19 protein-coding genes and 1 riboswitch are annotated in these 20,557 nt (G+C 72.8%); of the genes, 11 read left to right on the forward strand and 8 right to left on the reverse strand.

The genetic code is table 11. The annotated features are described in order from the left end of the window. Positions 1 to 10: 10 nt before the first annotated feature. Genes ACQEVZ_RS33995 through ACQEVZ_RS34020 form a run of 6 tightly spaced genes read left to right on the forward strand, consistent with a single transcriptional unit; the run spans position 11 to position 4,662 of the window. Positions 11 to 1,075 carry a PhoH family protein gene (locus ACQEVZ_RS33995; protein WP_360566033.1) on the forward strand — a complete coding sequence of 355 codons (1,065 nt, stop codon included), beginning with the start codon at positions 11 to 13 and terminating at the stop codon, positions 1,073 to 1,075. A 22-nt stretch (positions 1,076 to 1,097) separates the two neighbouring features. Beyond that, positions 1,098 to 1,550, forward strand: coding sequence for an rRNA maturation RNase YbeY (gene ybeY, locus ACQEVZ_RS34000; RefSeq protein WP_344511961.1), 453 nt, complete (start codon positions 1,098 to 1,100; stop codon positions 1,548 to 1,550). Beyond that, on the forward strand, positions 1,538 to 2,866 hold the full coding sequence (locus tag ACQEVZ_RS34005; protein WP_344512080.1) for a hemolysin family protein: 1,329 nt from the start codon (positions 1,538 to 1,540) through the stop codon (positions 2,864 to 2,866). The genes ybeY and ACQEVZ_RS34005 overlap by 13 nt, the downstream gene beginning before the upstream one ends. After that, complete coding sequence (locus tag ACQEVZ_RS34010) at positions 2,859 to 3,212, forward strand: cytidine deaminase (RefSeq protein ID WP_433374087.1); 354 nt, start codon at positions 2,859 to 2,861, stop codon at positions 3,210 to 3,212. Before ACQEVZ_RS34005 ends, ACQEVZ_RS34010 begins: the two co-directional genes overlap by 8 nt. 18 nt (positions 3,213 to 3,230) lie before the next feature. Further along, on the forward strand, positions 3,231 to 3,761 hold the full coding sequence (locus ACQEVZ_RS34015) for a MarR family winged helix-turn-helix transcriptional regulator (protein ID WP_433374090.1): 531 nt from the start codon (positions 3,231 to 3,233) through the stop codon (positions 3,759 to 3,761). 4 nt (positions 3,762 to 3,765) lie between these two features. Next, positions 3,766 to 4,662: an aminotransferase class IV gene (locus ACQEVZ_RS34020; protein WP_433374093.1), complete on the forward strand. Its 897-nt coding sequence runs from the start codon at positions 3,766 to 3,768 to the stop codon at positions 4,660 to 4,662. Between the two features lie 4 nt (positions 4,663 to 4,666). Here the strand turns inward: ACQEVZ_RS34020 and ACQEVZ_RS34025 are convergent, their stop codons facing one another. Next, positions 4,667 to 5,365, reverse strand: coding sequence for an HAD family hydrolase (locus ACQEVZ_RS34025; RefSeq protein WP_433374096.1), 699 nt, complete (start codon positions 5,363 to 5,365; stop codon positions 4,667 to 4,669). A gap of 209 nt (positions 5,366 to 5,574) precedes the next feature. Here ACQEVZ_RS34025 and ACQEVZ_RS34030 point away from each other — a divergent pair, with 209 nt between their 5' ends. The 4 genes from ACQEVZ_RS34030 to ACQEVZ_RS34045 are packed head-to-tail and all read left to right on the forward strand — an operon-like array spanning position 5,575 to position 11,400. Next, the gene (locus tag ACQEVZ_RS34030) at positions 5,575 to 8,901 is read left to right on the forward strand and encodes an FtsK/SpoIIIE domain-containing protein (RefSeq protein ID WP_433374099.1); all 3,327 of its coding nucleotides are present in this window, start codon (positions 5,575 to 5,577) and stop codon (positions 8,899 to 8,901) included. 15 nt (positions 8,902 to 8,916) lie between these two features. Next, positions 8,917 to 9,804, forward strand: a complete 888-nt coding sequence (gene era / locus ACQEVZ_RS34035; RefSeq protein WP_344511949.1) for a GTPase Era — start codon at positions 8,917 to 8,919, stop codon at positions 9,802 to 9,804. A 10-nt stretch (positions 9,805 to 9,814) separates the two neighbouring features. Next, positions 9,815 to 10,609, forward strand: coding sequence for a DNA repair protein RecO (recO, locus tag ACQEVZ_RS34040; RefSeq protein WP_344511947.1), 795 nt, complete (start codon positions 9,815 to 9,817; stop codon positions 10,607 to 10,609). After that, complete coding sequence (locus ACQEVZ_RS34045; RefSeq protein WP_344511945.1) at positions 10,606 to 11,400, forward strand: isoprenyl transferase; 795 nt, start codon at positions 10,606 to 10,608, stop codon at positions 11,398 to 11,400. Before recO ends, ACQEVZ_RS34045 begins: the two co-directional genes overlap by 4 nt. 670 nt (positions 11,401 to 12,070) lie before the next feature. On the opposite strand, the gene ACQEVZ_RS34050 is transcribed toward ACQEVZ_RS34045, so the two are convergent. The 5 genes from ACQEVZ_RS34050 to ACQEVZ_RS34070 all read right to left on the reverse strand — a co-directional run bounded on the left by ACQEVZ_RS34050 (position 12,071) and on the right by ACQEVZ_RS34070 (position 16,864). Continuing rightward, entirely contained in the window at positions 12,071 to 12,448 is a 378-nt protein-coding gene (locus tag ACQEVZ_RS34050; protein ID WP_433374104.1) for a hypothetical protein, read from the reverse strand. Then, positions 12,448 to 14,136, reverse strand: coding sequence for a PHP domain-containing protein (locus ACQEVZ_RS34055; RefSeq protein ID WP_433374107.1), 1,689 nt, complete (start codon positions 14,134 to 14,136; stop codon positions 12,448 to 12,450). The genes ACQEVZ_RS34050 and ACQEVZ_RS34055 overlap by 1 nt, the downstream gene beginning before the upstream one ends. A gap of 111 nt (positions 14,137 to 14,247) precedes the next feature. Beyond that, positions 14,248 to 14,985: an energy-coupling factor transporter transmembrane component T family protein gene (locus tag ACQEVZ_RS34060; RefSeq protein WP_344511939.1), complete on the reverse strand. Its 738-nt coding sequence runs from the start codon at positions 14,983 to 14,985 to the stop codon at positions 14,248 to 14,250. Then, positions 14,982 to 16,280: an ABC transporter ATP-binding protein gene (locus ACQEVZ_RS34065; protein ID WP_344511937.1), complete on the reverse strand. Its 1,299-nt coding sequence runs from the start codon at positions 16,278 to 16,280 to the stop codon at positions 14,982 to 14,984. Before ACQEVZ_RS34065 ends, ACQEVZ_RS34060 begins: the two co-directional genes overlap by 4 nt. Before the next feature lie 17 nt (positions 16,281 to 16,297). Next, a complete protein-coding gene (locus ACQEVZ_RS34070) occupies positions 16,298 to 16,864 on the reverse strand; it encodes an ECF transporter S component (RefSeq protein ID WP_433374112.1) in 567 nt (188 codons plus the stop codon). A gap of 74 nt (positions 16,865 to 16,938) precedes the next feature. Next, positions 16,939 to 17,045, reverse strand: a riboswitch (TPP riboswitch). A 152-nt stretch (positions 17,046 to 17,197) separates the two neighbouring features. Here ACQEVZ_RS34070 and ACQEVZ_RS34075 point away from each other — a divergent pair. Further along, positions 17,198 to 19,114: an acyl-CoA dehydrogenase family protein gene (locus ACQEVZ_RS34075; protein WP_344511933.1), complete on the forward strand. Its 1,917-nt coding sequence runs from the start codon at positions 17,198 to 17,200 to the stop codon at positions 19,112 to 19,114. Between the two features lie 433 nt (positions 19,115 to 19,547). Here ACQEVZ_RS34075 and ACQEVZ_RS34080 read toward each other — a convergent pair whose 3' ends face one another. Continuing rightward, the gene (locus ACQEVZ_RS34080; RefSeq protein ID WP_433374116.1) at positions 19,548 to 20,195 is read right to left on the reverse strand and encodes a hypothetical protein; all 648 of its coding nucleotides are present in this window, start codon (positions 20,193 to 20,195) and stop codon (positions 19,548 to 19,550) included. A 45-nt stretch (positions 20,196 to 20,240) separates the two neighbouring features. Next, complete coding sequence (locus ACQEVZ_RS34085; RefSeq protein ID WP_344511929.1) at positions 20,241 to 20,537, reverse strand: ArsR/SmtB family transcription factor; 297 nt, start codon at positions 20,535 to 20,537, stop codon at positions 20,241 to 20,243. Positions 20,538 to 20,557 lie beyond the last annotated feature (20 nt).

Raw genomic sequence — 20,557 nt, forward strand, 5'->3', positions numbered from 1 at the left:
CGGCCGACGTATGACCGAGACCCCAACCCCCGCACCGGCAGTGTCGTCGGAGCCGCCCGTGCGGGCCATCAGCAAGATCACGGTCCCCGACCCGCACACGATGGTCAGGCTGCTCGGCGCCGGAGACGAGATCCTCAAGCTCGTCGAGCGGGCCGTCAGCAGCGACGTGCACGTGCGGGGCAACGAGATCACCATCACCGGCGCGGCCGCGGACAACGCCATGGCCGAGCGCATCTTCAGCGAGCTCATCGAGCTGGTGCGCAAGGGGGAGACGCTCACCCAGGACACCGTCCGGCGCACCGTCGGGATGCTCCAGCAGAACACGACGGAGCGCCCCGCCGATGTGCTGACCCTCAACATCCTCTCCCGGCGCGGCCGCACCATCCGGCCGAAGACGCTCGGGCAGAAGCGGTATGTCGACTCGATCGACCAGCACACGATCGTGTTCGGCATCGGCCCGGCCGGCACCGGCAAGACCTACCTCGCCATGGCGAAGGCGGTCCAGGCGTTGCAGGCCAAGCAGGTCAACCGGATCATCCTGACCCGGCCGGCGGTCGAGGCCGGCGAGCGGCTGGGCTTCCTGCCCGGCACGCTCTACGACAAGATCGACCCGTACCTGCGCCCGTTGTACGACGCGCTGCACGACATGCTCGACCCGGAGTCCATCCCCAAGCTGATGGCCGCCGGGACGATCGAGGTCGCGCCGCTGGCGTACATGCGCGGCCGCACGCTGAACGACGCCTTCATCATCCTCGACGAGGCGCAGAACACGACGCCCGAGCAGATGAAGATGTTCCTCACCCGGCTCGGCTTCGGCTCGCGCATCGTGGTCACCGGCGACGTGACGCAGATCGACCTACCCGGGGGCACCCGCAGTGGCCTCAGGGTGGTCCGTGAGATCCTCGGTGCCGTCGAAGACGTGCACTTCGCCCAGCTCGGCAGCGCCGATGTCGTGCGCCACCGGCTGGTCAGTGAGATCGTCGACGCCTACGCCAAGTGGGACGAGGCGCAGGAGGCACAGGAGGCCCAGAAGCCGCCGGTGCGTGCTGTGCCCGACCGCGGGCGCCGCAGGTAACCCCGGCTAACAGGAGCAGTTGTTGTCCATCGAGATCGCCAATGAGTCCGGCGTCGACGTCAACTCCGACACCATTCTCGCGGTGGCGCGGCACGCGCTCGACGAGATGGGGGTCAACCCGCTCGCCGAGCTGTCGATCCTGCTCGTCGACGTCGAGTACATGACGGAGCTCAACCACCGCTGGATGGACGGCGACGGCCCGACCGACGTGCTGGCCTTCCCGATGGACGAGGGCAGCGTCGACCACGGCCCCGGCGAGGGCGGCGGCGAGCCCGCGCTGCTCGGCGACATCGTGCTGTGCCCGGAGGTGGCGGCGAAGCAGGCCGCCGCCGCCGGGCACGCCACCATCGACGAGCTGGCGCTGCTCACCGTCCACGGCACCCTGCACCTGCTGGGCTACGACCACGCCGAGCCCGAGGAGGAGGCCGAGATGTTCGGCCTGCAGGCACGGCTTCTGGAGAGCTGGCGCAAGTGAGTGACGTGACCTTGCTGACGACCGCCGCAGGGCTGGTCGTGGTGGCAGGGTTGTTCGCGATGTCCGACGCCGCGCTCAACGTGGTGTCGCCGGCCCGTGCCCACGAGCTGGCCCGGGAGGGCAAGCCCGGCGCCAACGCCCTGCAGGTCATCGCGGCCGACCCGGCCCGCTACATCAACCTGCTCCTGCTGCTGCGGCTGCTGTGCGAGCTGACCGCGACCACGCTCGTCGCGCTCGTCAGCGCCGCGGCCGTCGGCGGCGACCGCGACTGGCTCGCCGCGCTCATCACCGCCGGCTCGATGACGGTGGTGAGCTTCGTCGTCGTCGGTGTCGGCCCGCGCACGATCGGCCGCCAGCACGCCTACGCGGTCGCCCGGATCGCCGCGCCCCCGGTCCGGTGGCTCGGCACCGCCCTGGGCCCCCTGGCCCGGTTGCTGATCCTCATCGGCAACGCCGTGACCCCCGGCAAGGGCTACCGCGAGGGGCCCTTCGCCACCACGATCGAGCTCCGCGAGCTCGTCGACCTCGCCGAGCAGCGCGGCGTCGTCGAGCACGGCGAGCGCGACATGATCCACTCGGTGTTCGCCCTCGGCACGACGATCGCCCGCGAGGTCATGGTCCCGCGCACCGAGATGGTCTGGATCGAGACGCACAAGACCGTCCGCCAGGCGCTCATGCTCGCGATGCGCAGCGGGTTCTCCCGCATCCCCGTCGTCGGGGAGAACGTCGACGACGTCCTCGGCATCGCCTACCTCAAGGACCTCGTCCGCCGCACCTCCGGCGACGCGGCCGCCGGCGACATCCCCGTCGCCCAGATCATGCGCGACGCCACGTTCGTCCCCGAGTCGAAGCCCGTCGACGACCTGCTCCGCGAGATGCAGGCCGCCCGCACCCACATGGCGATCATCATCGACGAGTACGGCGGCACCGCCGGCCTCGTCACGATCGAGGACATCCTCGAGGAGATCGTCGGCGAGATCACCGACGAGTACGACGTCGCCGAGCGCCCCCCGGTCGAGGAGCTCCCCGACGGCGCGTACCGGATCACCAGCCGCCTGCCGGTCGAGGACCTCGGCGAGCTGTTCGACGTGGAGCTTCCCGCCGACGAGGTCGAGACCGTCGCCGGCCTCCTCGCGCAGGCCCTCGGCCGCGTCCCGATCCCCGGCGCCGCCGCCGTCGTCGGCGGCCTGCACCTGCTCGCCGAGGGCACCGCCGGCCGCCGCAACCGCATCGACACCCTGCTCGTCCGCCGGGCCGACCCCGACGACGAGGAGCAGGCCAGCCACGACAGCGAAAGGCAGCACGCCGATGCCTGAGTCAGAGCCCTCGCAGCTCTCCGCGGAGGACGCGAAGCTGGTGACCCTGGCCCGGGCCGCCCGCGCCCGGATCGGCGCCGCGGAGGGCGCCGCCGTCCGCGACGGCGACGGCCGCACCTACAACGCCGCCTCCGTCGCCCTGCCGTCCCTGTCGCTCACCGCGCTGCAGCTGGCGGTGGCGATGGCGGTCGCGTCCGGCGCCGGCAAGATCGAGGCCGCCGCCGTCGTCACCGAGGCGTCGTCGCTGGACACCCTGGGCCGCGCCGCCGTCCGCGACGTGTCGCCGTCCGCCCCCATCCACCTGGCCGCCCCCGACGCAGTCGTCTTCGCCACCATCGCGGACTGACGCCGGGGATCGACGTTGGTGCGCAGAGACCGGGTCGACGACGTCGTCGACGAGTGGCGGGTGCAGCTGCCCGACACGGTCGGGCCCGCGATGGAGCTCGGCAAGCGGATCCACCGGCTCGCCGGCCGGCTGCAGGAGGTCGTCCGCGCCGAGACGGCGGCGGTCGGGCTGACGCCGGCCGAGTTCGACGTGCTGTCCGCGCTGCGGCGGGTGGGTGCGCCGTACGCGCTGAAACCCTCCGACCTGGCCGGCAGCCTGCTGCTCACGTCCGGCGGGATCAGCAACGTGCTGCGCAGGCTGCAGCAGGACGGCGTGATCGAGCGGGCCGCCGACGCCGCCGACGCCCGCGTCGCCTGGGTCAGGCTGACGCCGAAGGGGGTCACGGTCGCCGAGCGGGTCGTGCGGGCCGTGACGAGGGCGCAGGCGCGGCTCTTCGCCCCCGTGCCGGACGAGCTGCTGCTCACCGCGGCGGGCCACCTCAGGGAGCTGCTGGTGGAGCTGGGCGACGAAGCCATCGAGGCCGCTGAGGCCGTATCCGAAGGAGCCTGAACACGTGCTGCAGCAGTACGACCCCCGCAACGCCGACATCCGCTACTGGGTCGACGGCGTGCTGCGGCACCGCGACGAGCCGGGGATCTCGCCGTTCGACTCGGTGGTGCAGGGCGGCGACGCCGTCTGGGAGGGGCTGCGGGTCTACGACGGCGGCGTCTACGGCCTCCGCGAGCACCTGGCGCGGCTGCGGCGCTCGGCCCTGGCGCTCGGCTTCGAGCGGATCCCCGCCGACGAGGAGATCGTGGCCGCGGTGCGGGCGACTCTCGACGCCAACGCCATGCGCGACGGCGTCCACGTGCGGCTCACCCTGACCAGGGGCGTCAAGGTCACCAGCGGCATGGACCCGCGGCTCAACGCGTCCGGCTGCACGCTGATCGTGCTCGCCGAGCACAAGCCGCCGGTGTACGACACGGGCGGCCTCTCCCTGGTGACCTCCAGCGTGCGGCGCCCCGGCCCGGACGTGCTCGACCCGAAGATCCACCACAACAACCTGATCAACTCGATCCTGGCGAAGATGGAGGCGAACCTCGCCGGCGCCGACGACGCGATGATGCTCGACGGCCGCGGGTTCGTCGCGGAGACCAACGCCACGCACCTGTTCGCGGTCGTCGACGGCGGCCTCGTCACGCCACGGGCGGTCGCCTGCCCGGAGGGCATCACCCGCGACACCGTCATCCGGCTCGCGCCCGGCGAGGGGCTGAGCGTGGCCGTCCGCGACGTGTCGCAGGTCGAGATGTACACCGCCGACGAGGTCTTCTGCACCGGCACGATGGGCGAGATCGCCGGCGTCGTGCGGATCGACGGCCGCCCCATCGGCGACGGCACCGTCGGCCCCGTCACGACCCGCCTCGCCGAGACGTACCGCGAGCATGCCCGCAAGCACGCCCAGCGGCTGTAGCGGCTCAGAGGCTGTGCGCGGACAGCTCCGCGTAGAGCGGGGCGGCCGCGTCGACGAGCCACCGCAGGCGCTCCGGGACGTCGGCGGGGCGCGGGTCGTAGGCGGCGAAGCCCGTCGAGGACTCGACCGCCGCGTACCAGTGCGGCGCCCACACCCCGTCGGTGTCGCGCCGCCCCGCCGGCCACGCCAGCATCGCCGGGTCCCACGGGACGCCGAGCGCCGTGCAGAGCCGCGACAGCGTGCCCGCCGGGTCGCGCAGCACGTCCGCGGCGTCGACGACCGGGCCGCCGTACGCGCGGAAGATCTCCACCTGCTGCTCGTAGCCGAGGTCGGCGAGGGTCGGCTCGCCACGGACCTTCGCGTAGGAGGCGACCACGTACGCCGGGTCCCGGACGAGGAACGCGTTGCGGACCGCCCCCAGCCAGTCCCGGCCGATGTCCGGCAGCAGGTGGTGGGTCATGTGCTTCTGGTAGTGCACCGCCGCCGGCACGTCCGCGACCAGCGCCGACACGGCCTCCCGCCAGTCGACGGGCTGGAACGCCAGGATCTCCTCCCGGCCCGGGTGCTCGATGCCGGTCGCGGCCAGATAGTGCGCGTACAGCGGCTCGTCGACCACCACCGTGTCCGCCCGCGCGCCGAAGCTGCGCATCATCGCGGTGGAGATGTTGCGGGGGCCGGACCACATCGCCACTCGTACCGTCATGGCTGACGAGGGTAACCGACGCGGCTTTCCGCCAGTTTTACTGCTGTATGTGACGGAATCCTGGTGCGCGTCGATGCGATCCACTCGGCCTTCCGGCGCTTACTGTCGGATGCGGAGCCCTGCAGTGCGCCCGCCCCGCCACCAGGCCTACTGGACAACGCCGACAGGTAGCCGACGGACGCACTGCGCGGGAAGGAAGGGGCCGGTCCATGGACCTGCTGATCGACGTGCGAGTGGCGCGACGGGACGGCACGACGCCGTCGTCGCTGTCAACCGGACGGGACCGCACGGTCCGCCTCCGGGCCGACCACGGCGGCACCGTCACCGACCTCATCACCGCGCTCCTGAGCGACCTCGACCCCGCCGACCGGCCGCAGCAGGCGACCTGGGCGTGGAACCTGCGCACCGGCCGCCGCCTCGACCCCGCCCGCCCGCTCGGCGCGCAGGGGCTGCGGTGCGGCGACACGATCGTGCTCGGCCCCCCCGAGCAGGCACCCGAAACGCCGGTCGCGCCCGCCGAGCACCGCTTCGAGCTGCTCGTCGTCGCCGGGCCCGACGCCGGACGGTGGCTGCCGCTGCCGGCGGGGGAGTTCGTCATCGGCACCGACCCCTCCGGTGACCTGGTCCTCGCCGACCCGGCCGCCGGCCGCCGCCACCTGCACCTGGGCATCGGCAGCCACGAGGTCGCCGCGACCGACCTGCGCTCGCCGGCCGGCACCACCATCGACGGCGAGCCGCTGACCGGCACCGTCACCCTCGCCCCCGGGCAGCTGCTGCGCCTCGCCGGCACCCTCGTCACCGTCGAGGAGACACCCGCCCTCGACATGCCCGTCGGCGCGGCGCCGGCCGTGTGGCTGCCGGCGGTGCCGCAGCCACCGAAGAAGCGGCGCCTGGCGTTCCGGCGCTCGACCCTCGACCCGGTCGCCGAGTTCGCCGCCGCCGTCGAACGCGCCGAGGCCGACGCCGCCGTCAAGCACCGGGCGGTGCTGCGGATGCGCCGCGCCGCGACACCGAGCCTGGCGCATCTCGCCCGCGCCGCCGACCGGTACGCCGGCAGCATCGACAACCCGGAGCTCGCCGCGGTGCGGGCCGGTGGCCTCTGGGCCCGCCGCCCCGACGACCGCGACTTCCTCACGCTGCGGCTGCGGACCGCCGACCTGCCGGGCCGGCTCCGCTTCGAACAGCCGCCGCCGGGCCCCGACGCCGACCCGGCCCACGTCGAGCGGACCGAGACGCTGCGGGCCCGGCACGCCGTCGACCGGGACGTGCCCGTCGAGGCCGACCTGCGGGTCCTCGGCGCGCTCGGCGTCGCCGGCCCCACCGGCGTCACCGACGGGGTGCTGCGCTCCTGGCTGACCCAGCTGGCGACCCTCGCCAACCCCACCGACCTCGCCGTCGTCGTGCTCAGCGACGCGCCGGAGTGGACCTGGACCGGCTGGCTGCCGCACACCCGGACGCTGACCGCGGCGATCGCCCCCGGCGCCCGGACGATCGCCGCGGGCGAGGAGGACCGGCTGCAGGTCCTGGCGCTCGTCGAGGCGCTGCTGCGCCAGCGGCGCCGGGGCCGGCACGCGATCGCCGAGTCGTTCGTGCCGCACGTCGTCGTCGTGCTGCCCGATCCGTCGCTGGTGCCGCCGGCGTCCCTGACCCGCCTCGTCGAGGAGGGCCCGCGCTGCGGGATCAGCCTGCTGGTCGGCGCGCCGACCCGCGACGAGCTGCCCCCGGGCGTCTCCGTGCAGGACGGCGAGCCGCTGCCGGCGGACGTCGCGACACGGGTCGCGCACGCGCTCGCCGCCACGCCCGACGCCGCCGGCAGCGCCGCGCCGCGGGTCGCGCCCCTCGCCGAGGTGCTGAACCTGACCGAGCTGAGCCCGAGCGCGATCGTGAAGCGCTGGGTGCCGTCGACCCGCGACCGCGGGCTGGCCGCGCCGATCGGGCTCGGCGGCATGGCAGCCGGCGGGGTCGGGCCGGTCAGCGTGGACCTGCGCCGGGACGGGCCGCACGGGCTCGTCGCGGGGGTGGGCGGCTCGGGCCGCTCATGGCTGCTGCGGTCCTACCTGGCCGCGCTGGCCGCCACCTACCCGGCGAACCGTCTCACGTTCGTCCTCATGGACTTCCCGCCCGCCTCCGATTCCGTTTCCGGGTCGGATCCGGCCGCCGACGCCGACCCGGGGTCCGCGCCCGTCGGCACCTTCGCTGAATGTGTCTCGCTGCCGCACACCGTCGGCGTCTTCACCGACACCGACCCGCACCAGGCCCGCCGGGTCCTCGTGTCGCTCAACGCGGAGCTGCGCCGCCGCGAGGCCGTCCTGCGCCGGCACTCGGTCAAGGACATCGTCGAGATGGAACGCAAGTTCCCGGCGGCGGCCCCGGCGAACCTGCTCGTCGTCGTCGCCGAGTTCGTCGACGCCCCCGCCGACTTCGTGCCCGCCCTGCGGGAGCTCGCCCGCCGCGGCCGGCACGCCGGCGTCCACCTGCTGCTGGCGACCGCGAAACCGCACGGCGCCGTCGACGACGACCTGCGCGCCGAGGCCGACCTGCGCATCGCGCTGCGCGTCGAGGAGGAGGCCGACAGCCTCGAGGTGCTCGAACGCCCCGACGCGGCGCACCTGTCGCCGCTGCTCGCCGGGCGGGCGTTCGTGCGGACCACCGAGGGCGGCTTCCAGGCCGTCCAGGTCGCCTACGGCGGGTTCCGGTCCCCAGCTGGCCGCCGCGCCACCCCGACCACGGTCACCGAGGTCCGCTTCGAGTCCGGGCTCATCGACCGCGAAGCCCTCGACGCACCCGTCGGCGGCGACGAGTCCGCGCCGACGGACCTACAGCGGCTCGTGGAGGCCATCAGCGCCGCGCACCGCGAGGCCCGCGTCCCCGACCAGCCGCGGCCCTGGCAGCCGCCGCTCGCCCAGTCGTACACGCTGGACGAGCTGACCCAGCCGGAGACGGCAGGTCACGGGTCGGGGTTCTCCGCCGCGATCGGCATGGTCGACCTGCCCAACTCGCAGGCCCGCCAGGTCTGGCAGCTCGACCTCGACGAGCTCGGCCACCTGCTCGTCTTCGGACCCACCGGCGGCGGCAAGAGCAGCCTGCTCGACACGGTCGCCGCCTCGTTCTCGGCCCGGTTCGACGGGACCAGGCTGCGCGTGTACCGCGTCGACGGCACCGCCGTCGAGCAGGCCGAGGCGCTGCTCGCCACCATCGACAAGCTGGTCGTGGAGCGGGCCGCGCTCGCCGAGCACGCCGGCGCCCGCGTCCTCGTCCTCGTCGACGGCCACGACGTACGGCTCAACGACGCCCTCATCCGGCTCGCCGGCGACGGCAAGGCGGTCGGCGTGCACCTGGTCCTCGCGACCGAGCAACGCAGCGCCGTGCCGACGGCCCTGTCCCGGCTCATGCCCGGCCGGATCGTGCTCCGATCCGCCGGCCGGGGCCTCGTCGAGGGCACGATCGAGCTGCAGACAGCCCTCGCCACACCACCCGACGCACGCACCGTCACAACACCTGCACAACGCCCCCGCCAGTTGCAGCTCGAGGTCTGAGTACGCTGAACCACCGTGCAGCACAACTACCACGCAGGCTTCGCGTGCTTCGTCGGCCGGCCCAACGCGGGCAAGTCGACGCTCACCAACGCGATCGTCGGCCAGAAGATCGCGATCACGTCGGCGAAGCCGCAGACCACCAGGCACACTGTCCGCGGTGTCGTACACCGGCCGGACTCGCAGCTCGTGCTCGTGGACACCCCCGGGCTGCACCGGCCGCGGACCCTGCTGGGGGAGCGGCTCAACGACCTCGTCCGGGCCACCTGGAGCGAGGTCGACGTGATCGGCCTCTGCCTGCCCGCCGACGAGGAGATCGGCCGCGGTGACCGCTTCATCACCGGCGAGATCGCCGAGCTGAAGGCCACCCTCGTCGCGGTCGTCACCAAGACCGACCTCGTCGACCGCGGCAAGCTCGCCGAGCGGCTCCTCGCCGTGCAGGAGCTCGGCGACTTCGCCGACATCGTGCCGGTCAGCGCCGTCTCCGGCGCGCAGGTCCAGACCCTCGTCGACGTCATGATCAAACACCTGCCGGAGTCGCCGCAGCTGTACCCGGACGGCATGCTCACCGACGAACCCGAGCACGTCCTCATGGCCGAGCTCATCCGTGAGGCCGCCCTCGAAGGCGTACGCGACGAGCTCCCGCACTCGATCGCCGTCCTGGTCGAGGAGGTGCTGGTCGAGGAAGGCGGCCTGACCAGGGTCTTCGCCGACGTCTACGTGGAGCGCTCCAGCCAGAAGGCGATCGTCATCGGCCACCAGGCGAGCCGCCTCAAGGACGTCGGCACCCGCGCCCGCCGGGCGATCGAGGACCTCGTCGGCGGCCGCGTCTACCTCGACCTGCACGTCCGGGTCGCCAAGGACTGGCAGCGGGACCCGAAGCAGCTGCGCCGCCTGGGCTTCTGAGGGTTCTTCGGTGTCCGGGGCCGGGTTCAAGGGGAAGCTGTACCGCGACGACGCGGTCATCCTGCGGGTGCAGAAACTGGGCGAGTCCGACCGGATCATCACCCTCTTCACCCGCCGGCACGGCCGCATCCGCGCCGTCGCGAAGGGTGTCCGGAAGACCATGTCGAAGTTCGGCGGCCGCCTCGAACCCTTCGGCCACGTCGACGTGCAGCTCCTCGAAGGCCGCAGCCTCGACGTGATCAGCCAGGTGGAGGGCGTCGACCTGTACGGCCGCCGCATCATGGACGACTACCCCAGGTACACGGTCGCCTCCGCGATCGCCGAGACCGCCGAACGGCTCACCCCCGTCGAGCAGGAGCCGGCGCTGCGCCTGTTTCAGCTGACCCTCGGCGCCATCAAGGCCCTCGCCCTCGGTGAGCACGGCAGCAGCCTCGTCCTGGACGCCTACCTGCTGCGCGCGATGGGCATCGCCGGCTGGGCACCCGCGCTGCGGGAGTGCGCCGTCTGCGGCACCGCCGGCCCGCACCGTGGGTTCTCCGTGCCCGCCGGCGGCGCCGTGTGTCCCGACTGCCGCCCGCCCGGCGCGTCGCACCCGGCGCCTGCGACGATCGAACTGATGGCGGCGCTCGCTTCGTCGGACTGGCTGGTCGCCGACGCCAGCGAGCCCAACCATCGGCGCGAGGCCAGCGGGCTGGTCGCGGCGCATCTGCAGTGGCACCTGGAGCGGGCGCTACGCTCGCTCCCGCTGGTAGACCGGGACGACACCACCCGTGGCCGCGCCCGGGATCGAAAGGACAGTTCGTGAGCAGATTCCGTCCGCCGTCGCAGCACCCCACCGGCGCCCGCCCGCCGGCGCTGCCGAAAGAGGCCGTGCCGCAGCACGTGGCGATCATCATGGACGGCAACGGCCGCTGGGCGAAGCAACGCGGCCTGCCCCGCACCGCCGGCCACACCGCCGGCGAGGCCGCCCTCTTCGACGTCATCGAAGGCGCGCTCGAGCTCGGCGTCAAGTACGTCAGCGCCTACGCCTTCTCGACCGAGAACTGGAAGCGGTCCCCCGAGGAGGTCCGCTTCCTCATGAACTTCAACCGCGACACCATCCACCGCCGTCGCGACGAGTTCCACGAGATGGGCATCCGCGTCCGCTGGGCGGGCCGCCGCCCCAAGCTGTGGCGCAGCGTCATCAACGAGCTCGAGTACGCCGAGGAGCTCACGAAGCGCAACGACAAGCTCACCTTCACCATGTGCGTCAACTACGGCGGCCGGGCCGAGGTCGCCGACGCGGCCGCCCGCATCGCTGCGGACGTGCAGGCGGGCCGCCTCAAGCCCGACCGCATCACGGAGAAGACCTTCGCCCGCTACCTCGACGAGCCCGACCTGCCCGACGTCGACCTGCTGGTGCGCAGCTCCGGCGAGATGCGCACCAGCAACTTCATGATCTGGCAGGCGGCGTACGCGGAGTTCGTCTCCGTCGACACTCTCTGGCCCGACTTCGACCGCCGCCACCTCTGGTACGCCTGCGAGGTCTACGCGAAGCGCGACCGCCGCTTCGGCGGCGCCATCCCCAACCCCGTCGTACCAACCTTGACCAGCTGAAACTGCACTGCGTTTCTGTCCCGTCACCGGATTGAAGATCAATTAGGTGAGCTGAGGTACGGTGTGAGAAGCAGCCGGCCGTCACCGGGGCCCGCCTCGTCCCGCTGCCGTGGGTCGCTGGCATCGGCCCGTTGCCACGGATCGCTTCGGGGTTGCATCGCTCGCCCGCGCGCGTAGATCGCTCACCGCCGGCGATGCTGCCTCCGGTGGGCACGCTGCCTCCGGTGGGCCGCGGCGCTCGGTCGGCGTTCGGCGTGCGTTCGGTCGACGTGCGTTCGGCGGGCATGCGGCGTTCGGCGGGCGTGCGGCCTCTGTCGGCAGGCGGCCTCCGGGCATGCGGCCGAACCCTGCCACCGGCTGGCGCGGGTCGGCGGTCCTGGCAGCCCCGCTTTTCCGACGAGGGTTCAGTGGCCCTGGCGGCTGGGGCGCTGGCGGACGGTGGTCTTGAGAGGGGCCTTGGCGGCAGGGGTGCTGGCCCCGGTGGTGGTCCTGACAGGCCCGCCAGCCGAGGGTGGTCAATAGGCCCCGCAGCCCCGCAGCCCCGCAGCCCCGCAGGCCCGCAGGCATGCCGGCGGTGGTCGGTGATCCTGGCAGGAGCGGCGCTGGCAGGGGTGGCACTCGCCGGCGGTGCGGTCCCAGGCAGGGCCGGAGACGGCACCGCCGGCGGCGATCAGTGGTCCTGGCAGCAGGGGCGCTGGGAGGCGGACTCGAACGGGACGAGGACGCCGCCGCGGGCGAACTGGGTCACCAGGGTCAGCACGCCGTCGCGCCAGATGGGGCGGACGAAGTCGCCGGTGTCGATCAGCATCTCCGGGACGGCGGTCAGGCCGCCGAGGATGACGACGCGGTCGATGGCGGAGTCCGCCAGTACGGTCGAGACCGCCAGCACGCCGGTGAGCTTCTCCCAGCCGGGGAAGAGCACGGCGCGGGCGCCCTCCGGCGCAGTGCCCGTGCCGACCTGGACCTCGCCGCCCTCGAAGTACGTGAACGCGGGGCGGCCGCCCACCAGGATCTGGTGGTCGGCCGCCGTGACGTCGGGAAATCCCATTACCGGGGGTAGACCCAGATCGGGTTCGCGTAGAACCAGAGGTCCTTCCACGGGTCGGCGTCGCCGACGACGTCGATCGCGGGGCCCGCCGGGTCGACCGCCGGGCCGTGGTAGCCGGGGGCGGTGCGGTTGCCGTCGGTGCCGCGCAGCCGGACGTAGAAGGGCTGGTCGACGGGGCCGAGGTCGTAGGTGAACGCGACCGTGCCCGTGGACTTGTTGACCTCGAAGGACTTCACGACCTTCGTGTCGGGGGCCTTGAACGTGTCCTTGTCGGAGACGGCGCCCGTGACGGCGCCGCGGATCACGTCGACGCGGGCGAGGGTCGGCACGAAGTTCGCCCAGTTCGGCGTGTTCGCCAGCTTGATGCGGATGGTGAGCTCGGCGCGCTGACCGCGGCGGACCACCAGCGAGTCGCCCAGGGTGACGCCGGAGCCGCCCGCGCGGACCTGGACGTCGAGGGCGCTGATCAGGCCGCCGTGGTCGACCCAGACGCGGCCGGCCCGCAGGGCCTCCATGACGGCGGCGTAGCCGAAGTTGCGCGCGCCGACGTGGGTACGGCTGTAGTAGCCGGGCCAGAAGTCACCGGGGGTGAGGCTGGCCGGCTGGCCGTACACCGGGTCGAAGTGGTAGCCGTTGGCGTTGAAGTCGGTGTTGTCGGGGCGCTTCGCGGTCTCCTCGTAGACGACGTGGGAGTCCGAGTTCGCGGTGATCCACCACGCCTTGCCCTCGGCGAGGAGGCTGTCCCAGAGACCGCCGACGGTGGAGGTCATCCAGTCGAAGCCGCCCCAGGTGCGGTAGCTCTCCAGCGGGTAGCCGGGGAACGAGGCGGCGCCGGGCGCGTTGCCGTAGAAGCCGCGGGCGGAGCCGCCGCCGGTCGGCTTGGCGATGCCGGCGGCCTGGTGGCCGGGGGCGCCCTCGAAGCCGATCGCGATGCGCGGGTTGGCGTCGCGCCAGCCGCGGATCTCGTGCGGCGAGTCGATGCCGTTACGGGCGGGGTGGTTGGCCAGGAACAGCGCGTCCTGCACCCGCCGCTTCGTGACCTGCTCGCCGAGGAACTTCACGCCGGCGATGGCGAGAGCCTCGGTGACCAGGGACGGGTCGACGGCGCCGACGACGGAGCCGTCGAACGTGTTCTCGAACTCCTTCAGGACCGCGACCTCGTTGGCGCCGGGGTGCACGAAGACGGTGCCGTGCTCGGCGGCCGGGATGTTCCACTCCAGGCCCTGGAAGACGAGGACGTCCTTGTAGTCGTCGCGGGCAGCCCGGATGTCGGGGTTGACCTTGTCGACGCCGATCTTCACGTGGCCGGTGCTGCCATGGTCGGTGATGACCATCCAGTCCAGCCCGTACGCGGAGGCGTGCCGCACGTGGTCGGAGACCCGGTACATGCCGTCGCTGGAGAACTGGGTGTGGATGTGGTGGTCGCCGGCGAGCCACTTGTAGCCGTTGCCCAGCGGGCGGCCGTGCCCGTGCCGGTCGTAGCCGTCGAAGCCGGCGTGGTCGTCGTCGTCGTCGCCGTGGGCGTGCGCGGTCCCGGCGCCGGCGAGGGCACCGCCGGCCGCGGCCGCGGCACCGAGCAGGCCGGCGCGGCGCAGGAAGCCGCGGCGGGAGACGTCGCCGGGGGAGAGCTCGCTGTCGGGGATCGAGGCGTCGAGCACCGCGGGGACGTCGCCGGCAGCCTGCGGCATGTCCTCGTGGTGATGGTGGTGGCCGTGGCCCATATTGGGGGCTCCGTTCAGTGTCGATGGTCCTCACCGGGGAATCTCGACCGCCTGAACGAACATCAGGTAGCGACGTGGCTATGTATGCACGAACTTCAGCAAGATCAATGCCGCCGCTAGGGTCGCGCCGGCGAGCACGACCGATCCGTCGGACCAGCCGAAACGGGTCTCGCGGGCGCTGGTGCGGGGCTGCCCCCGGTCGAAACCGCGGGCCTCCATCGCGGTGGCGAGCCGGATGCCGCGCCGGATCGCGCCGACGAGCAACCCGAACGTCGCCGACGCCGCGAGCCGCAGGTGCGCGACCGGGTTCCAACCGGCGTCGATGCCGCGGGCCCGCCGGGCGAGGCGGATCAGCCGGTACTCGTCGGTGAGCAGCGGCACGAGCCGGAACGCGGCGAGCGCGCCGATCGCGAACCGGGGCGGCACCTTCGCGTGCGCGATGAGCGAGTCGGCGAGGTCGGTGGGGTCGATCGTCGCGAACATCACGAACCCGGGCAGGCCGATCGCGACGAGCCGCAGCGCGTAGCCGAGTGCCGGCTCGTGTACCTCGAAGCCGGCGACGGTGCCGACGACCGGTCCCGTACGGGCGCCGAGCAGCACCGTGAAGACGAGCACGACGGTCGCGGACAGCAGCAGCGGCCACCCGCGCCGCCACAGCTGCGCCGCGCTCAGGCCGGTGAGCGGCAGCAGCGCCAGCTCCACGCCGATCGCGACCGCGGTGACGAACGGGTCGACGGTCGACAGCACGGCGGCGGTGAGCAGCGCCGCCGCGAGCAGTTTCGCGGTCGCGTCGCGACGGCGCAGCCAGGCGGTCATGCGCGGTCCAGCCGCAGCCGGCGGTCGCCGAGTGCCCGCACGAGGTCACGGTCGTGGGTGACGATCACCAGGCCGCGGCCCTCGTCCCGCAGGTCCGCGAGGAGGTCGACCAGCTCCCGCCACGTCCGCGGGTCCTGCCCGAACGTCGGTTCGTCGAGGATCAGCAGGTCCGGGGCGGCGGCGAGGGCCGTGGCGACGCTGAGTCTGCGCTGTTCGCCGCCGCTCAGGGTGTACGGGTTGGCGAGGGCGAGCCTGTCGAGACGCAGCCGGCTCAGCAGGTCGTCGACGACCTTCGGGTCGCGGCCGCCGAGGAGCAGCTCGTCGCGGACGGTCGAGGTGACGAACTGGTGCTCCGGGTTCTGGAAGACCGAGCCGATCCGGCCGGCGAGCTTCGAGGCCCGCCAGCGGTGCGGCGGCCGCCGCTCGCCGGGGGCGTGCACCCGGCCGGGCTTCGCCGGCTTCGTCAACCCGCCGAGCAGCAGCGCCAGGGTCGACTTGCCGGCGCCGTTGGGGCCTTCGACGACGAGGGCCTCGCCGGCGCGGACGACCTCGTCGACGACGTTGCCGGTGTGCCGCAGCGCCAGCCGCTCCGCGGTCAGCAGGACCGGGCCGGGACCGGAGCCGGGACGGTGTGGCACGACGACCGGCTCCTGCTCCTCGCCCAGCGTGACCACCCGGTCGACCAGGGTCAGCGCGTCCTCGAGGCGGTGTTCGACGAGGATCATGGTGGCGTCGACGTCGTGCAGGGCTTTCGCGAGCGCTGCCCGTACCAGCTGCGCACCCGCCGGATCGAGGTTGGCGGTCGGCTCGTCGAGCAGGAGCAGCCGCGGCTGCGACACGAGCACGCCGGCGATCGCGAGCCGCTGCTGCTCACCGCCGGACAGCTGAGCCGTGTCGCGGTCGCGGTCGTACGGGAAGCCGACGGCGGCGAGGGCGGCGTCGACCCGCGGCCAGATCTCGTCGCGGGCCACACCCCGGTTCTCCAGGCCGAACGCGACGTCGTCGCCGCAGCGGCTCATGACGAGCTGGGTCTGCGGGTCCTGGAAGACGATGCCGGTGCCCGCCCTGCGCTGCCGGGCCGGCGCGCCGTCGACGAGCACCTCGCCCTCCTGCTCGCCGGAGTCCTCGGCGAGCAGGCCGGCGAGCGCGGCGAGCAGGGTGCTCTTGCCGGCGCCGGAGGCACCCGCCAGGAGGACCCGCTCGCCGTGCTCGATCCGCAGGTCGAAGTGGCGGACCGCCCAGGCCTTGCGCCCGGCGTGCCGCCACCCGAATCCCTTGAACTCGACGGTGCTCACTGTTGCTTCGACGGTGCTTAGACGGCGGCCCGCTCGCGGCCCGAGGGGAAGCGGTCCAGGACGCCGGTCGTGGCGAGCGAGCGCTGCAGCGCCCACGAGCCGGCGCCGGCGACGACCGCGCCGCTGGCCATGACGATCGCCGCGTACAGGGCCTTGTCGGTGTTGCTGAACGCGCCGTAGTAGATGTTGAGGTCCAGCAGGGCCGCGCCGCCCCCGGCGAGGGCGCCGGCGACGAGGGCGTTACCGAGCTTGAAGCTGCGGTAGCCGGTGAACGCGAAGCCGAACTCGCCGCCGACGCCCTGCACGAGGCCGGACAGCAGCACGCCGAGGCCCCAGGTCGAGCCGAACAGGGCCGAGACCAGCGCCGCGACGAACTCGGTGTAGAGCCCGGCGCCCGGCTTGCGGATGACCAGCGGGCCGAGCACGCCCGGGATCAGCCACACGCCGTAGATGAACGCGCGCCACGGCAGGGCGACGCTCTCCATGGCACTCCACAGGTTGTTCCATGCGTAGAACACGGCGGCGAACGCCACCGCGATGACCGACGCGACGATGATGTCGACGGTCCGCCAACGGGTTTCCATTTCGGTGCCTCCTGGTCCGGGGGTGAGCCAGAAGGAGACGCGACGCCACGCCCGCGGGTGCGGACGTGGCGCGTGGCCTGAGGTGACCGAGCTTCCTGCGCTGGCATTACCCAGATCAGGTTCGAGGGTCTGCGGCTTGCTCGCCGCACTCTCAGCGCTGTGCGCTCCCCTGTCGGATGTGAAGTTGTTTCCCGACGGTAACAGTGAACGTTTCCCACTCGTAGGTTCCCGTCATGAAAATCACGGCGCTTGATCCTCTCCGGCGAGGCATGGCCTTCGCTACTGGCGGGTAATAGCCTGGTCGGTACTGGACTGACACCTGGGGGTGCCGCAATGACGCAGGTCGCTTCCTCGCCAACCGCTAGCAGTACGCACACGGAGAAACAGGCGCGCAAGGTCATCGAGGCCAGCCGCGAGCAGGAATGGCGCAAGCCGAGCTTCGGCAAGGAGCTGTTCCTCGGCCGCTTCCGCCTCGACCTGATCGACCCACCGCCGGCCGACAAGCAGACCACCGAAGGCCAGGAGTTCCTGGCGAAGCTCCACTCGTACATCAGCAGCGTCGACGGGCAGCAGATCGAACGCGACGCGCGCATCCCCGATGAGGTGCTCCGCGACCTGGGCTCGCTCGGCGCCTTCGGGATGAAGATCGACACCAGGTACGGCGGCCTGGGGCTGTCGAACCTCGACTACTGCCGCGCCCTCGCGCTGGTCGGGTCGGTCAACCCGTCGATCGGCGCGCTGCTGTCGGCGCACCAGTCGATCGGCGTGCCGCAGCCGCTGAAGCTGGTCGGCACCGATGAGCAGAAGTCCCGCTTCCTGCCCCGGCTCGCCGGCGGTGAGGTGTCCGCGTTCCTGCTGACCGAGCCCGAGGTCGGCTCCTACCCGGCGAACCTGCGCACCTCCGCCGTGCCGACCGGGGACGGCGACTACCTGCTCAACGGGGTCAAGCTGTGGGCCACCAACGGCACTCTCGCGACCCTGTTCGTGGTGATGGCGCTGGTACCCCGTTCCGAGGGGCACCGGGGCGGCATCACGGCGTTCGTGGTCGAGGGCGACGCGCCCGGGGTCACGATCGAGCGGCGCAACGCGTTCATGGGCCTGCGCGGCCTGGAGAACAGCGTGACGCGCTTCCACGACGTGCGGGTGTCCGCCGCCAACGTCATCGGTGGTGAGGGGCAGGGCCTGCGGATCGCGCTGAGCACCCTGAACACCGGCCGGCTGTCGCTGCCCGCCATGTGCGTCGGCGCCGGCAAGTGGTGCCTCAACGTCGCCCGTGAGTGGGCCGCCGAACGGGTCCAGATGGGCCGCCCGATCGGCTCGTACGAGGCGATCGCGAAGAAGATCGCGTTCATCGCCGGCTCCACGTACGGCATGGAGGCGATGCTGGAGCTGTCCTGCCGCCTCGCCGACGACGACCAGAACGACATCCGCATCGAGGCCGCGCTGGTCAAGCTGTACGCGAGCGAGCTGGCCTGGAAGGTCGCCGACGAGCTGGTCCAGATCCGCGGTGGCCGCGGCTACGAGACCGCCGACTCCCTGGCCGCCCGCGGCGAACGCCCCATCCCGGCCGAGCAGATCCTCCGCGACGTGCGGATCAACCGCATCTTCGAGGGCTCGACGGAGATCATGCACCTGGCGATCGCCCGCGAGGCCGTCGACGCCCACCTCTCCGTCGCCGGCGACATCATCGACCCCGACGCCGGCCTGGGCGCGAAGGCCAAGGCCGCGGGCCGGGCCGGCGGCTTCTACGCCAGGTGGCTGCCGACCCTGGTCGCCGGCAAGGGCCAGCTGCCGTCCGGCTACAGCGAGTTCGGCCTGCTCGCCCAGCACCTGCGCTATGTCGAGCGCGCTTCTCGCCGCCTGGCCCGCGAGACCTTCTACGGCATGGCCCGCTGGCAGGGCAAACTCGAACACAAGCAGGGCTTCCTGGGCCGCGTCGTGGACATCGGCGCCGAGCTGTTCGCGATGTCCGCGGCGTGCGTGAAGGCCCGCAGCGAGCGCGCGACCCGGCCCGAAGGGGTCGAGCTCGCCGACCTGTTCTGCCGCCAGGCCACCCTGCGCGCCGAGGCCCTCTTCCGCGAGCTGTGGGACAACGCCGACGCCATCGAGTCCGCCGCCGCGAAGCGGGTCATCGCGGGCCGCTACCTGTCCCTGGAGGAGGGGATCATCCCGCCCGCGGCCGCAGGCCCGTGGCTCGCGGACTGGGAGCCGGGCGCGTCGGCCGCGGAGGACGTCCGCCGCCGCTTCTGACCTCCACGCGTGGGGGCGTCCTGCGTGTGCGGGCTTCCCGCGTGTGCGGGCTTCCCGCGTGTGCGGGCTTCCCGCGTGTGCGGGCGTCCCACGTGTGCGGGCTTCCCACGTGTGCGGGCTTCCCGCGCGTGCGGCGGTCAGCCGGAGACCCGGCTGACCGCCCGTGTCTCGCGTGCGTGGGCGGGCCGCTTGCGATCAAGCCGCGCCGAGGCAGGCCGCCACCCATGCCCGTGCCTCGCGTGTGCGGCCGGGCTGCTTGCGATCAGCCCGCGCACGAGGCGGGCCGCCACGCCCGTGTCCCGCGCGCGGGCGGGCGGCTTGCGAGCGGGGCGTCGTCGCTCCACCTAGGCCCGGGCTCGGGGCGACCCGAGGCTGGCACCGAGCCGGGCGGCGCGTCGGCGTTCCGCTTCACCAACACGCTACTCCACCGCGCCTAATTGATCTCCAGGCGGGTAGCAGGGCGCTCACCGAGCGATGTCACCGCAGGTCGCAGGCCGAGGCTGCGGAGCTCCAGGGTGGCGAGGGCCTCGACCGCCTGCTTGTCGCCCCTGCGCCACAGGGCGGCGATCTCCGGGTCGATCCTCACCAGTTTGCCCAGCGGCTGGGTGGCCAGGGCGCGCAGGGCCAGCAGGTCGCGGCCGGCGGTGGCGTTGCGCAGCCGGGCCGCCGAGCCGGCCCGGCGGATCCAGCGGATCCGCAGCGGCAGCCACACCAGAACCAGCATCGCGACCGGCGCCGCGATCATCAGGACCGACAGGATCCAGGCCAGGTCGTTGACGATCTGCTGCTGCTGGTGGCCGGCGTCGGCGAGGGAGCGGGCGGCGTTCGCGGCGCTCGTGAAGGGGGCGGCGACCGAGTCGGGTACGCCGGGCACGCCGTTGATCTTGTCGCCGGCGCCCTTGAGGTTGTCGGCCAGCCCGGTCCCGGCGCTCTCGAGCTTCTGCCCGGGCACCGCCAGCTTCTGGATGAGGTCGAACAGCGTCATCCCCAGCCTGACCCAGACATAGACCCACGCGACCACGAACACGTCGGTGAGGAACTGCCGCAGGGCGGTGGGGGCACGGTCGGCATAGAGCTTCACCGTTCCAGCCTGACGGACAGGCGCTGTGACCGCACTGTGTGGCGGTCAGGAGCCGGTCGACTCCCGGGCGTGGGAGACGGCGTCGGCGACGATGTGGGCGATGTGGTCGTCGGTCAGCGCGTACGCGATCTCGCGGCCCCGGCGGGAGCCCCGCACCACGCCCGCGCCGCGCAGGACGCGCAGGTGCTGCGAGACGAGCGGCTGCGGCGCGCCGAGGGTGTCGACGAGCTCGTGGACGCAGCGGGGGCCGCCGGCGAGCTCGGTCACGATGCGGATGCGCAGCGGGGCGGCGAGGGCACGCAACAGCTCGCCGGCCGCCTCGTAACCCTCAATGCTCGACATGTGCGCAACGGTAACCGTTG

Source organism: Dactylosporangium sp. CA-152071 (genome assembly GCF_050936335.1).
GTDB lineage: Bacteria > Actinomycetota > Actinomycetes > Mycobacteriales > Micromonosporaceae > Dactylosporangium > Dactylosporangium maewongense.

Excerpts from the sequence above, each read along its gene's own strand:
- ACQEVZ_RS33995 (WP_360566033.1), top strand. The coding sequence starts at position 11 with ATGACCGAGACCCCAACCCCCGCACCGGCAGTGTCGTCGGAGCCGCCC.
- ACQEVZ_RS34010 (WP_433374087.1), top strand. The coding sequence starts at position 2,859 with ATGCCTGAGTCAGAGCCCTCGCAGCTCTCCGCGGAGGACGCGAAGCTG.
- ACQEVZ_RS34025 (WP_433374096.1), bottom strand. The coding sequence starts at position 5,365 with ATGACGGTACGAGTGGCGATGTGGTCCGGCCCCCGCAACATCTCCACC.
- ACQEVZ_RS34030 (WP_433374099.1), top strand. The coding sequence starts at position 5,575 with ATGGACCTGCTGATCGACGTGCGAGTGGCGCGACGGGACGGCACGACG.
- ACQEVZ_RS34050 (WP_433374104.1), bottom strand. The coding sequence starts at position 12,448 with ATGGGATTTCCCGACGTCACGGCGGCCGACCACCAGATCCTGGTGGGC.
- ACQEVZ_RS34055 (WP_433374107.1), bottom strand. The coding sequence starts at position 14,136 with ATGCCGCAGGCTGCCGGCGACGTCCCCGCGGTGCTCGACGCCTCGATC.
- ACQEVZ_RS34060 (WP_344511939.1), bottom strand. The coding sequence starts at position 14,985 with ATGACCGCCTGGCTGCGCCGTCGCGACGCGACCGCGAAACTGCTCGCG.
- ACQEVZ_RS34070 (WP_433374112.1), bottom strand. The coding sequence starts at position 16,864 with ATGGAAACCCGTTGGCGGACCGTCGACATCATCGTCGCGTCGGTCATC.
- ACQEVZ_RS34075 (WP_344511933.1), top strand. The coding sequence starts at position 17,198 with ATGACGCAGGTCGCTTCCTCGCCAACCGCTAGCAGTACGCACACGGAG.
- ACQEVZ_RS34085 (WP_344511929.1), bottom strand. The coding sequence starts at position 20,537 with ATGTCGAGCATTGAGGGTTACGAGGCGGCCGGCGAGCTGTTGCGTGCC.